The 12,491-nt window shown below is 59.4% G+C and carries 10 protein-coding genes; 2 read left to right on the forward strand and 8 right to left on the reverse strand.

Annotated elements, in window-relative coordinates; translation table 11 throughout:
• Positions 1 to 21: 21 nt before the first annotated feature.
• The 3 genes from HMPREF2820_RS04000 to glpX form a co-directional block, all read right to left on the reverse strand.
• Complete coding sequence (locus HMPREF2820_RS04000) at positions 22 to 1,263, reverse strand: TIGR01777 family oxidoreductase (RefSeq protein ID WP_246822209.1); 1,242 nt, start codon at positions 1,261 to 1,263, stop codon at positions 22 to 24.
• A gap of 283 nt (positions 1,264 to 1,546) precedes the next feature.
• Positions 1,547 to 2,947 (reverse strand): class II fumarate hydratase, encoded by a 1,401-nt coding sequence (locus HMPREF2820_RS04005; RefSeq protein WP_070602879.1) that lies wholly within the window; start codon positions 2,945 to 2,947, stop codon positions 1,547 to 1,549.
• Positions 2,948 to 3,110: 163 nt separating this feature from the next.
• The gene (glpX, locus tag HMPREF2820_RS04010) at positions 3,111 to 4,136 is read right to left on the reverse strand and encodes a class II fructose-bisphosphatase (protein ID WP_005510610.1); all 1,026 of its coding nucleotides are present in this window, start codon (positions 4,134 to 4,136) and stop codon (positions 3,111 to 3,113) included.
• Positions 4,137 to 4,506: 370 nt separating this feature from the next.
• Here glpX and HMPREF2820_RS04015 point away from each other — a divergent pair, with 370 nt between their 5' ends.
• Positions 4,507 to 5,136, forward strand: coding sequence for a DUF4245 domain-containing protein (locus tag HMPREF2820_RS04015; protein WP_005510716.1), 630 nt, complete (start codon positions 4,507 to 4,509; stop codon positions 5,134 to 5,136).
• A gap of 118 nt (positions 5,137 to 5,254) precedes the next feature.
• On the opposite strand, the gene HMPREF2820_RS04020 is transcribed toward HMPREF2820_RS04015, so the two are convergent.
• The 4 genes from HMPREF2820_RS04020 to HMPREF2820_RS04035 all read right to left on the reverse strand — a co-directional run bounded on the left by HMPREF2820_RS04020 (position 5,255) and on the right by HMPREF2820_RS04035 (position 9,735).
• A complete protein-coding gene (locus HMPREF2820_RS04020) occupies positions 5,255 to 5,545 on the reverse strand; it encodes an exodeoxyribonuclease VII small subunit (protein ID WP_070602881.1) in 291 nt (96 codons plus the stop codon).
• Between the two features lie 61 nt (positions 5,546 to 5,606).
• Positions 5,607 to 6,842, reverse strand: coding sequence for an exodeoxyribonuclease VII large subunit (gene xseA / locus HMPREF2820_RS04025; RefSeq protein ID WP_016423170.1), 1,236 nt, complete (start codon positions 6,840 to 6,842; stop codon positions 5,607 to 5,609).
• 107 nt (positions 6,843 to 6,949) lie between these two features.
• Positions 6,950 to 8,038 (reverse strand): DUF6542 domain-containing protein, encoded by a 1,089-nt coding sequence (locus HMPREF2820_RS04030; RefSeq protein WP_246822221.1) that lies wholly within the window; start codon positions 8,036 to 8,038, stop codon positions 6,950 to 6,952.
• A 146-nt stretch (positions 8,039 to 8,184) separates the two neighbouring features.
• Positions 8,185 to 9,735: an AI-2E family transporter gene (locus tag HMPREF2820_RS04035; protein ID WP_049172279.1), complete on the reverse strand. Its 1,551-nt coding sequence runs from the start codon at positions 9,733 to 9,735 to the stop codon at positions 8,185 to 8,187.
• Positions 9,736 to 9,829: 94 nt separating this feature from the next.
• Between HMPREF2820_RS04035 and ychF the strand changes: the two genes are divergently transcribed.
• Positions 9,830 to 10,912, forward strand: coding sequence for a redox-regulated ATPase YchF (ychF, locus tag HMPREF2820_RS04040; RefSeq protein WP_070603206.1), 1,083 nt, complete (start codon positions 9,830 to 9,832; stop codon positions 10,910 to 10,912).
• 77 nt (positions 10,913 to 10,989) lie between these two features.
• Here ychF and HMPREF2820_RS04045 read toward each other — a convergent pair whose 3' ends face one another.
• Positions 10,990 to 12,471 (reverse strand): multicopper oxidase family protein, encoded by a 1,482-nt coding sequence (locus tag HMPREF2820_RS04045; protein WP_070602886.1) that lies wholly within the window; start codon positions 12,469 to 12,471, stop codon positions 10,990 to 10,992.
• Positions 12,472 to 12,491: the final 20 nt, after the last annotated feature.

Below are 12,491 nucleotides of genomic sequence, written 5' to 3' on the forward strand. Positions count from 1 at the left end.
TTGTGTAGGCACGGTGGAAGGCTACGTCTCCTTCAATAGCTCGTGGCGCAGGGCGTCGTTAAGCGAAGTGAAGCGGAACCTGTGCCCCGCCTTTTGCAGCGCTGCTGCCTCTACTCTCTGATTCGCGAGAGCCAACTCCGCAGCACCGCGTTTGCCCAGCAGTACTGCAGGCCCCAGTGAAGGAATCGGAACCGCCGTCGGGCGGTGCAAGACCTCTCCCAATACCCTCGTGAACTCCGCATTATTCACTCCGGAAGCCAGTGGCACCACCGCATTGACAGGTCCGGCAAGTGCGGAATCTGCCAACGACCGGTGATAGATGTCCAACAGGTCGTCCAAAGCAATCCACGGGAACCACTGCTCGCCCGACCCCAATCTGCCTCCAAGCCCGGTGAACACCACGCCCGCTAGTAGCGGCAAGAGACCGCCGCCACCAGCAAGCACGAGACCAGTGCGGACGTTTACGACCCGCTTGCCTGCATCGCGAGCGGGATCCCATGCATTTTCCCAATCGCGCACAATAGCCGAGAGACTGTCCGCGGCGGCGCTGCCGTCGTAACGCTGCGCTTCCACGCCAGGGCCAGCGTCCTCGGTGAGTACCTCTGGGCCACGATCCGCACCGTAGAACCCCACCGCCGACGCTCCAACTGCGACCTTCACGCTGTCAGTAGATGCAACGAGCTTTGCCAGAGCTCGCGTTGGTTCGACACGGGAATGGCGAACCTTTCGAAGATGCGCCTCCGTGAAGCGCCCCGCAATCGGTGCGCCGGCCAGATGGATGACCGCGTCGACTCCCTCCAGCAAGTCAGCTGCGGGTGCCGCAGTATCCCAATATCGCTTGTCCACACCCGTCTGTTCACGTGAGCGCACCAGCGAAATCACCTCATGTCCGGCCGTGGTCAGTAGCGCGCGCAGCTGCGTTCCGATGGTCCCCGTAGCTCCACTGATCGCCACTGTCAGCGGCTCCGGCACATGCCCCAAATACTCCGAAAGCCTATCGACGGCCGCAAGGTCTCCAGCAACCTTCGTAGCACGGTAGGCGAACATCGAATCTAACCCGGGTACCGGAACCTTGGTGTCAACGGTGTCCTCTAAAACCGTGCCAGCGCTGCCGTCGTCAAGCGGAGTATCGGAGAGAACGTGGGTGTGCTTCCACCCCGTGATGCGGCGAAAGGGTTCGCTGGTGACTTCGTCAATGAATCTCTGGCCGGGGAGGAAACCGGCCGGGTCGTGACGTGCAATCCATTTGAGGCCAGCCGGCACGGAGAATACGGTCGTGCCGTCGGCGAGGTTGGCGGCTTCGGATTTCGGTGAAATCGGGAGAAGCCCCGGTGTTAGGCGGGTGACAGCGCCGGGGCGGGAGAACCACTCGGCGACGCAACGGCGAGGAAATGTGATGGTGTGGCGATAGGTGGGAATAGTTAGTCACTCTCTGAAACTTGTCCGACGTTTAGGAAAAAAATAGTAGACCCCGAAGTCTTTCAGCGAAGTGAGACTACGGGGTCTTATGCGTAAGGTGCTCTCACACCTTCGAGTTCAGAAAGAACTAGTCACGATCAGTGTTGGCCATTGCCAGCACGTCGAGGCGCTTGTCCAGCTCTTCCTCGGTCAGCTTCTCGCCGTCGACGAAGCCCATGTCGATAACAGTCTGACGGATGGTCTTACCTTCCTTCAGAGCAGTCTTAGCGACCTTAGCTGCGTTCTCGTAGCCGATGGCGGAGTTCAGCGGGGTCACAATCGACGGGGAGGACTCAGCCAGAGTCTTCATACGCTCAACGTTCGGCTCGATGCCGTCCACCAGCTTCTCGGCGAAGACGCGTGCGGTGTTCGCCAGCAGCTTAGCGGACTCCAGCACGTTACGTGCCATGACCGGGATGAAGACGTTCAGCTCGAATGCGCCGTTAGCGCCAGCAAACTCAACAGCGGTGTCGTTGCCCAGAACCTGCGCTGCGACCTGGGTGGCAGTCTCACACAGAACCGGGTTGACCTTACCCGGCATGATGGAGGAACCCGGCTGCAGATCCGGCAGGTGAATCTCAGCAAGGCCGGTCAGCGGGCCGGAGCCCATCCAGCGGATGTCGTTAGAGATCTTGTTCAGGGAGACTGCGACGGTGCGCATAGCGCCGGAGAATTCGACCAGGGCATCGCGGTTAGCCTGAGCCTCGAAGTGGTTCTGAGCCTCGCGCAGCTCCTTGATGCCGGTCAGTTCGACGAGCTCAGCGGTGACCTTGGCACCGAAGTCCGCCGGGGTGTTCAGGCCGGTGCCAACAGCGGTACCACCGATTGGCAGCTCGCCCAGACGCGGCAGGGTGGCCTCGATGCGCTCAATGCCAGCCTCAATCTGGCGAGCGTAACCCGAGAACTCCTGACCCAGGGTCACCGGGACAGCGTCCATCAGGTGAGTGCGGCCGGACTTAACAACGGTCTCCCATTCCTTGGCCTTCTTAGCCAGGGACTCCTGCAGAACCTTCAGTCCCGGGACGAGGTCCTTGACAGCTGCCTCGGTTGCTGCGACGTGAGTGGCAGTCGGGAAGGTGTCGTTGGAAGACTGACCCATGTTGACGTGGTCATTCGGGTGAACCTCAACGCCGTTGGCCTTTGCGATGGACGCAATGACTTCGTTGGTGTTCATGTTGGAAGAAGTGCCCGAACCGGTCTGGAAGACGTCAATCGGGAACTCAGCATCGTGCTTGCCTTCGGCAATTTCCTTGGCAGCGGCGACGATGGCATCTGCCTGCTCAGCAGACAGCAGGCCGCGCTCCTTGTTGACGATGGCGCAAGCTGCCTTCAGCAGACCCATAGCGCGAATCTGTGCAGACTCCAGCGGACGGCCGGAAATCGGGAAGTTCTCAACTGCACGCTGAGTCTGTGCGCGCCACAGGGCATTAACCGGAACCTTAACCTCGCCCATGGTGTCGTGCTCGATGCGGAACTGCTGCTCTGTCATTCGTTGCCTCTTTCAGTTAGGGGAACTTGAGTGCGCGCAGAACGGCCCCTCATTGCGCATGCAATTTTCATGCGATGCAGAACCGTTAGCGCATTCGTCTTCAAGTATGAATCAGTTTGTTAAAAAAGTGGTGCCCTGAGGGCACCACTAAAGGGGTAGTTACTTACAGATCGATGTCAGGCATCTCGCCCTTGCCGTAGTCGATGCTGGCGTACTTGCGCAGCTTCTCCAGGGAGTGGAAAGCCTCGATGCGACGAATGGTGCCGGACTTGGAGCGCATAACCAGCGAGCGGGTCCACGCGCCGTTACCGCGGTAAGCGACACCGCGCAGCATGTCACCGTTGGTGACACCAGTGGCAACGAAGTAGCAGTTGTCGGATGCGACCAGGTCATCGGTGGTCAGAACACGAGAAAGATCGTGCCCAGCGTCGAGAGCCTTCTTAATTTCGGCCTCATCGCGCGGGTGCAGTTTGCCCTGGATCTCGCCGCCCATACACTTCATGGCGCATGCGGTGATGACACCTTCTGGGGTGCCGCCGACGCCCATCATGATATCAACCGAGTTTGTGTTCTGAGCTGCGGCAACAGCGCCAGCAACGTCACCATCGCCGATCAGGCGAACCTTGGCGCCAGCTTCGCGGATGTCACGAATCATGTCAGCGTGGCGCGGGCGATCCAGCACGACAACAGTGACATCTTCCGGACGCAGCCCCTTGGCCTTAGCAACGACCTTGATGTTGTGCTCAACTGGAGCCTCGATGTCAATCTTGCCGGCAGCCTCCGGGCCAACAGCAATCTTATCCATGTAGAACACAGCCGACGGGTCGTACATGGAGCCGCGGTCTGCAGCAGCAAGAACAGCGATAGAGTTCGGGCGGCCCTCTGCCATCAGAGTCGTGCCGTCAATCGGGTCAACCGCGATGTCAACGGCCGGGCCTTGGCCGTTGCCGACCTTTTCGCCGTTGAACAGCATCGGGGCTTCGTCCTTTTCGCCCTCGCCAATAACAACGACACCGTTCATAGCCACGGTGTTGATGAGCTGACGCATGGCATCGACGGCAGCGCCGTCGCCCTTTTCCTTCTGACCACGACCGACCCACTGACCAGCTGCCAGTGCAGCGGACTCAGTAACTCGGACGAGCTCCATCGCAAGGTTGCGATCTGGTGCTTCAGGATTCGAGGCGTTCATTGACTTCTGGCCCTTCCGTGGTTTTTGAGAACTCTTTTGAGGTTTGAGAATGTGCTGGGAGACGCCACGCCAGGAAACTGGGGTTTAGCGTTGCAACAATTTCTATTGATTGATGTTTGGCGCATCAGTTTTAGCGCCTTTGCATCTGTTACTAGTGTTCCACCTTTTTGGTGTTCGGGGGTGGACGCAGCGCCAAAGTGGGGGGAGTTTCAGGGCTAAACCCCCACATCACGCGGTTATCAAAAGTTTGTTCCGGCGTCAGTTCGCTTGACGACGTCGACAGCGTCCGTCATCAAGTATTGCTAGCTGCAGCTGTGCGGGTGCGACTGATGACTAGGTTCGTTGCGGGGCCTTTGGCATACTTGAGCGCGTGGCGAATGAGAAACCTAGGATTTTGCAGGACAGTCGAGACATGATTCTCACCCTCGTGGTGATGTTTCTTGCGGTGGCTGTCACCATCGGCTTTACCGGCCTGTGCAGTTTTAACCCCGGGAAGCCGGAAAACGGTCCGGTGCACGAAGTCGATGCTGCCCCATTCGTGAACGTGGAGGCTCGGCGCGTGGACTATCCAGTTCGCCTGCCGAAGGTGCCTGAGGGCTGGACTTCAAACTCGACCCGCGCGGGTATGGCGGCGGGGAAGCAGACGACCATTATTGGCTATGTCACCGCTAGCGGAGCATTCATTCAGGTCACGCAAACAGATGCGGAAGCAGGTCAGCTGCCGGATGATGGTAAGAACCGTCTCCGGGACGGTACTACTGACGTGGAAGGTACAACCTGGACTAAGTATGAGCCGGCTGAGGACAACGTGCGTCGCGTATGGGTTGGGGACCTCGGTGACTCCCGCGCAATTATCGAGGGCACTGCCAACGACGAGGAGTTCACACAGTTGGCGGCGGCTATGCAGAAGGCCGAGCCAATCGATCCGGACGCGACAATGCCGGATTCGTCACAGCCGCAGCCGACTGCGTCCGAGATGCCGTCGGCACCAGCAAAGTAGGCCGAGTCGAGCGCTCACTAGGATGGGTAATCCCAACTAGGGGAATAAAATAGCTGAACTCAGCTATCGACGAAGAGACGAGAAACGATATGAACTGACGGTCGTTTCTCGTCTCTTTTTATTCCTCACCGCCCGCATTCTCGGCAGAAGCCGAGACATCCTGATTCTTGCTGGCCAAGGCGGCTTCAACCTTTGCCCGTGCGCCAGCCAAATGCTCCTCGCAGCGGCGGGCCAGCGCCTCGCCTCGCTCCCACAGCGCCAGGGATTCATCCAGGCTCATCTGTCCGAGTTCTAGGAGCTTGACGGTCTCGACCAGAGCATCTCGAGCCTGCTCGTAGCTCAGGTTCTCCACCGGTACCTGTTCCTCCGAAGAGGGAGCCTGGCCCGCGCCGAAAACATTGTCATTCATTAGCGAATACGTCCTTTACATCTAGTAGTTAAAGATTCAAAGTTGGAAAAGTCATTGCTTACTAATTCGCCGGCTTCGTAGCTAGCGTCGCTGCAGAGATGGAGCCGTCACTGACGCGAATTCGCAGTTGGGAACCCATCGGAGCATCTGCAATAGAGGTCACAATCTGTGGTTCCGGCTGAGTAGCCGATTGTGCCTGCACGATGGCATAGCCGCGAGCGAGTGTGGCAGAGGGGCCAAGTGCTGAAACCTTGCCGCGCAATCCCGATACCACGGCTTCCTCACGTTCCAGACTGCGGTGGATGAGAAAACGTAGCCGATCGACCTGCGCCGTGACAAACTCTTCACGCACGCGGATTGGAGTGAGCGGATCGCGCAGTACCGGCCGCGACGTTAAATCCCTCAGAGTAGCTACTTCACGGTCAACCCATCGCCGCAGGGATGCCGAGGAGCGCTCACGAAGCTGTGCAATGAGGCGTCGTTCCTCAGCAGCATCGGGCACTGTTTTCTTTGCCGCATCCGTCGGTGTGGCAGCACGTAAATCAGCGACGTAGTCCAACAGCGGAGTATCCGGCTCGTGCCCGATTGCAGAAACCACCGGTGTTGTCGCCTTACTCACCGCACGAATCAGAGCCTCATCTGAAAAAGGCAGCAAATCTTCGACACTGCCACCGCCACGGGCGACGATGATGACATCGACCTCCGGGTCGGCGTCGAGCTGTGCCAGCGCTTCAATAATCTCCGGAACAGCCTTGGCGCCCTGCACAATTGTGTTGATTACCCGGAAATCCACTTCGGGCCAGCGGGCACCCGCGACCGAAAGCACATCGCGTTCAGCTGCCGAACCGCGACCGGTAATCAACCCGATCTTGTTGGGGAGGTAGGGCAGAGGGCGTTTCAGCCGTGGATCAAAGAGGCCTTCCGCCGCTAGTGCCTGGCGCAGCTGTTCCAGCCGCGCCAATAGTTGCCCCAAACCTACGGGCCTCCACTCCGTAGCCCACAGGGAAAACTGTCCCCGCCCGGCATAAAACGCAGGCTTGCCCAAAACCACTACTCGGTCGCCATTGCGCAACGGATTATTGCGCAGAGCCGCCGTAGAACAAGTCACCGACACCGAAAACTCCGCGGAGGTGTCACGCAGAGTGATGTAGGAGAGCTTCCAGCTCGGCTTGGAGTTGACCTGGGCGATTTCCCCCTCGACCCAAATCTGTCCAAGGCGCTCAATGTAGTCCTTGACTAACTGGTTCAGGCGTCGAACCTGAACCGGTTTCTCGGCCGACGTTTCCAATTTCGACATACATCAACACTTACACGATGGGGCGGATCGTCCTGCTAATAAACGCACGTTGCCCACAGGCTAAATCTGCCTGTGGGCAACTGTGACGGTAAAAGTGCAAGCCCGAGCTACTTGCGGTAACGAGACCTGCTATCGCGCCCGGTTATGCGCTCCTGGCGAGGGCGCTGCTGTCGCGGTGGCCACTCTTCGGTGCGACGGTGGTTGCTCCCCGGGCGTGCGGGACTCTGTTGAGGCTTTTCGGACCGAGACTCCGGCGAAGACTGTTCTCCCCACATCCGTGCCGTTCCTGCCGCTTGACGACGGGGAAACTCCTGCGTTGGCCGCTGCGGTGCGTTTGGCCGTTCAATCGGACGACGAGGCTGCTGTCTGGTCGAGTTTGGCGAAGTGGAATCCTGAGTGAACTGCGCCTGGCCCGGATGCGGGCGAGACTGCCAACGGGATGTTGGCTGCTGGACCCGCTGTGCGAAATTCGAGCGCTGCTGGGCGCGCTCCCTAGAGCGGTCAACTGGTCGCTCACGCAGTTGCTCGGCGTTGCGCGATGCCGAGCTGGCGCTCGCTGCCGGTCGGGCACCAGAACGAGAAGTCTCCTGCCGAGAGCGTGCAGCCTGCTGGCGCGCCTGGCGGCGAGCTTCGGCATCTCGGATAATGTCCGCAGCGGGACGTCGTGAAGCAGGGCGTTCCTGAGAGCGAGAAGCTACGCGGCGATCAGATTCGGCGAGACGACGGCGCACCTGAGAGCTGGATTCGACAGCGGCTTCGTCACGATGCTGGCGCTGTTTAGCGGCCTTGCGCTGGGTGTTGAGGGATTTCTCCTGGGTGCGGGTGATTTCGAGGTAACGCCATACTGCGATGATGACACAGATGATCATCAAGATCAGCAGCCACGGGAACTGCTGGATGATGGGATATGCCGAGGTCACCAGGCGAGCGCGTTTAGAGGTCGTCGCGGTCGCGCCACCATTTTCGGGATCGGCGAGAGAACCGGTAAACCACGCTGTGAAAAACGTGACAAGCGCGAACAAAATGGGGATTTGAGCGACGGTAACTACCAGGCCGCGAGGAACCACCAACAGTGTTCCGGCGACAGCAGCCACGGCAAAAGCAATGAAGTAGGGCTTGCCAAGCGAACCGTTGGGAACAGAAAAGAGCAAACCAAAAACTCCGGCCAGAAGCATCAGCAACGGCGGCACAAACATTGGCACGCGTGGAAGCAGGGGTTTGTTCCCACTGCCTTTACGGGTTATTGCTGATCTGTTCGACACGAATGCGTATCCTACCGGTTATTAGTGATAAAAACGGGCAAGCCCGGTATAAGAGCCTGCCCGTGTCTTGGAATCTCGCCCTACTTGTTTTTCTTAGAGAAAGGCCCGGAGACGACTTCAGTGACCTTGTGGAAGGCCTTGGTCATCGTTCCCTCTTCCTGCTTGGTCGGACCAGCATCGGGGGAAACCTTACCGGCGGTGCGAGCATCTGCCTTCACAGCGCTCTCCGCGGAGCTGTCGGAGTCATCACTGCCCAGACGGAACGAAGCCAGTCGGTCGCGCATCGCACGGCCGGCAGCTTCAATCTGAATGCCGGAGATTGATCCGGCGTCCGTGGCGAACTCGATATCCTTTGCAGTCTTGTCGCCCGTACGCAAATCAGTGAGGTCGCCGAGGTAGCGGAACCAGACCGCGACGACTGCAGTGACCGGCACCGCCAGGAAGGCGCCGATGATGCCGAAGATACCGCCACCGAGTAGGACAACCAGCAGGACGATTGCGGCGTGCAGGTCCATAGCCTTGGACTGCAGAATCGGGGAGAGAATATTGCCCTCAATCTGCTGGACGGCAATGATGATGAGCAAGACAAAGATTGCTGTGGTCAGGCCGTTGGCAACAAGTGCGACAACCACCGCAATGAAGCCGGCGGTGAACGCACCGACAATAGGAATGAAGCCAGCGAAGAAAGTCACCACGGCCAGGACCATTGCCAGCGGCACATTCAAAATCGCAAGACCGGCACCGATGAAGACCGCGTCGATAAGCGAAACGATAGCCTGCGTGCGGATGTAACCCGACAGCGTGTTCCAGGAGCGGGTGAGCACCTCCGTGAGATGCCAGCCGAGGCGACGTCCAGTCAGGCGGCGGAGCCACGGCAGGAAGTCTTGGCCGTCCTTGATGAAGAAGAACGTCAGAACCAGCATTGCCATCAAGGTTACGGCGGCCGAGGAGACCACCGAGATGCCCTGGAAGACTGTGTTGGCGATATCGCCGGAGCGCTCCTGAAGCCATGTGGACCCCTGGTCCAGTGCGTCGAGAATCTGCTCATCCTTGACGTTAAATGGTGGAGCCTGAATGATGTTCTGGACTTCCTGAATGCCGTCGGTGAACTGGCGACGCAATTCTGGGAATTGCGACTGCACAGTCGGTGCGAGGAACGCGACAACGCCGCCAAGCAGCGCCAGCGCGCCTAGGATGACCGTCAGTGCGGAGAGTGCGCGGGGCCAGCGGTGTTTCATCAGGAACACGGCGGGCGGAGCCAGCACCGTGGAGACAATCAGAGCCAGCAGAATCGGCAGAACGCCAGCCCAAATCTTTCCCAGAATCATAGCGCTGACATACAGCGCCGCTGCGGTGATGAGGAAACGCAGGCACCAACCTGCGAACCATCGGGCGCCCTCGCCAATGACGTCGGCGCGGTCGATGGACTCGGAGTCATTTTCGCTCATAAGCTCATCGAGGTTTTCAGCATCTTCCGGCAGATCCGGTTGCGTTGCCGCTGACTTATGGGCGTCGGAGGGGATAGACAGAGACTGTTCTATACGCAGAGGCTCCGATCCCATTACGTGATCGATAGCGTCTTTTTCGGACTGCGCAGTCCACTCTTCGCCTTCATTGGGTTTATTGCTCACGTATTCATTATGGGGGTTCGGAGGGGATAGGGGGCAACTTCACGAAGTTAGGGCGAGTTCAAATCTTTCTCCCCGAGCCCGTAAGATGAGCAATGTGAGTCTTACACTTGGAATCGTCGGTCTGCCCAATGTCGGAAAGTCAACCCTGTTTAACGCCTTGACACGCAACGATGTGCTGGCTGCGAATTATCCGTTCGCCACCATCGAGCCGAACGTCGGCGTTGTGGAGCTTCCCGATCCCCGTTTGAATAAGCTCGCCGAAATTTACGGCTCCGAGCGTATTCTTCCGGCTACGGTGTCGTTTGTGGACATCGCCGGCATCGTCAAGGGTGCATCGGAGGGCGAAGGTCTAGGTAACAAGTTCCTCGCCAACATCCGCGAGGCTGACGCTATCTGTCAGGTCGTCCGTGTCTTCAATGATGATGACGTTGTGCATGTCGACGGCAAGGTTGACCCGGCCTCTGACATCGGTGTGATTGAAACCGAGCTCATCCTGGCTGATATCCAGACTATTGAGAAGGCGCTGCCGCGTCTGGAAAAGGAAGCCAAGAAGGATAAGGAAAAGGTCGGTGAGGTTGAAGCCGTCAAGCAGGCTCTTGCCGTACTGGAAGAAGGGCGCACTCTCTTCGCTGCTTCCGATGATGTGAAGCTCTCCGCTCTGCGCGAGCTGCACTTGCTCACCGCAAAGCCGTTCCTCTACGTCTTCAACGCTGACGAGGAAGTGCTTGCCGACGAGGACCGCCGCGCGGATCTGGCCGCTGCTGTGGAACCGGCGGACTGTGTGTTCCTCGACGCCAAGGCTGAGTCGGACCTTCTGGAGCTGGATGAGGAATCCCGCAATGAGCTCCTGGCTGAAATTGGCCAGACCGAGCCGGGTCTGCATTCGCTTGCTCGCGCTGGTTTCCGCACTCTTGGTCTGCAGACTTACCTGACCGCTGGCCCGAAGGAGTCTCGCGCCTGGACCATTCCGAAGGGTGCTACGGCCCCGCAGGCTGCCGGCGTGATTCACACTGACTTTGAGCGTGGCTTCATTAAGGCTGAAATTGTGTCCTTCAGTGATCTGGTCGAGGCCGGCTCAATCGCTGAAGCGAAGGCCAAGGGCAAGGTCCGCCAGGAGGGCAAGGACTACATCATGCACGACGGTGACGTGGTCGAATTCAAGTTCAACGTAACCTAAGGCGCGCTAGTGTTAGTCGTATAACAACACGTGCTGCCATTTACCTTCGCATCTCGCTCGATGCCCTGCTGTGGGGGTTACTCGTAGCGAAGCGAGCTGAGCATCCCGGTTTCCATGTGATAGGCGTTATGGCAGTGAAATGCCCACTCACCGGGGTTGTCAGCGATCAGGTCGGCGATCATGGTTTCACCGTGGCGGAGAAGGACGGTGTCCTTGCGTAGCCCGCCGCTGCCGGGCAGCGCCCACGTGTGGCCGTGGATGTGCATGGGATGGGGCATCATGGTCCTGTTGCGCATGACCATCCGCAGGCGCTGGCCCTCCTGCACGGTCGCGGAGGACGATTGGCCGTCGGTGAGAATGCTCCATTCATACGGCATCATCTGCCCGCCCAGGTCGATGCCAACTTCTCGGTCTGGTGTGCCCTCGGGCAGGAGTGCACGGTCTGCAGGCTTCAGAGAGGACAGGAGCAGTCCGGTGGACGACAACTCGGGAAAGTCGACATCGGGGCGTGGGGCCTGGCCGCCGGCGGTGCGGATGACGGCGAAGGCGCGGTCGTCCTTACCCACCGCCAAAGCCGTGAGCGGGAAGACGCCGTCGTCGAGGATGACCTCGACGTCAACACGCTCGCCCATCGACAGGTAGATCGATTCGGTCTCCCGGGGCTGGACGGGGAAGCCGTCGGTGTGGGTGACGGTCATGCGGTGACCACCGAGGGCCACCTTGAAGATGGTGTCACCGCCGGAGTTGATAAACCGCAGGCGGGCCTTGTCGCCCGGGCGAGCCTCGAAGGTCCGGTGAGCACGGGGGATACGTCCGTTGATGAGGTAGTGCGGATACATCACATCGCCGGCATCCCCGCCCAGTACCCGGTCCGGGGTGCCGTGCATCATATGGCCGTGACCTCCCATCCCCTTCTTCCCGTTATGGTCGTCCGAACCCATTCCGGTGAGCTTGTCGAGCGCATCGTCGGGAGTGCCCTGAATGCCATCGACCCAGTCGTCGAGCACGATGGTCCACTCGACGTCCTGGTCCTCAGCGTCTTGCGGGTCACGGACGATCAGTGGGGCGTGGAGGCCGCGATCAAGCTGCAGGCCGGAGTGGGAATGGTAGAAGTAGGTGCCACCGTGGGGGACTTCAAAAACATAGGAGAAAGACTCGCCAGGTTCAATGGGGTCCTGGGTCATGCCGGGCACACCGTCGGCTGCGTTGTGGAGTGCGATGCCATGCCAGTGGATGGAGGTGCTCTCAGGCAGTTCATTGGTGATATCGACCTGGAGGACGTCGCCGGCGGTGGCCTCAATGGCCGCATCCCCGGTGTCAGAGACGTATCCCCACGTCTTGGCTTCGATACCGCCGATATCCAGAGAGAGGGGCCGGGCGGTCAGTGTCCGGTGCACCGTCGGCTCACCGAGCGCAGTGGGGGTGGGAGTGGGGTGAAGGGAGGAACCTGGTGCCGAGGCAGCGGGTCCAGGGTCGCTGGTGCAGGCGGCCACGGCCCCGGTGCCGGCGAGGACGAGCCCGCCGAGCAGAAACTGTCGTCGGGAAAACGCGTTCGACATGATTTAACCTTCCTTGGTGC

This window comes from Corynebacterium sp. HMSC064E08, from assembly GCF_001811805.1.
GTDB lineage: Bacteria > Actinomycetota > Actinomycetes > Mycobacteriales > Mycobacteriaceae > Corynebacterium > Corynebacterium jeikeium_D.

Excerpts from the sequence above, each read along its gene's own strand:
- HMPREF2820_RS04005 (WP_070602879.1), bottom strand. The coding sequence starts at position 2,947 with ATGACAGAGCAGCAGTTCCGCATCGAGCACGACACCATGGGCGAGGTT.
- glpX (WP_005510610.1), bottom strand. The coding sequence starts at position 4,136 with ATGAACGCCTCGAATCCTGAAGCACCAGATCGCAACCTTGCGATGGAG.
- HMPREF2820_RS04020 (WP_070602881.1), bottom strand. The coding sequence starts at position 5,545 with ATGAATGACAATGTTTTCGGCGCGGGCCAGGCTCCCTCTTCGGAGGAA.
- xseA (WP_016423170.1), bottom strand. The coding sequence starts at position 6,842 with ATGTCGAAATTGGAAACGTCGGCCGAGAAACCGGTTCAGGTTCGACGC.
- HMPREF2820_RS04030 (WP_246822221.1), bottom strand. The coding sequence starts at position 8,038 with ATGTTTGTGCCGCCGTTGCTGATGCTTCTGGCCGGAGTTTTTGGTTTG.
- HMPREF2820_RS04045 (WP_070602886.1), bottom strand. The coding sequence starts at position 12,471 with ATGTCGAACGCGTTTTCCCGACGACAGTTTCTGCTCGGCGGGCTCGTC.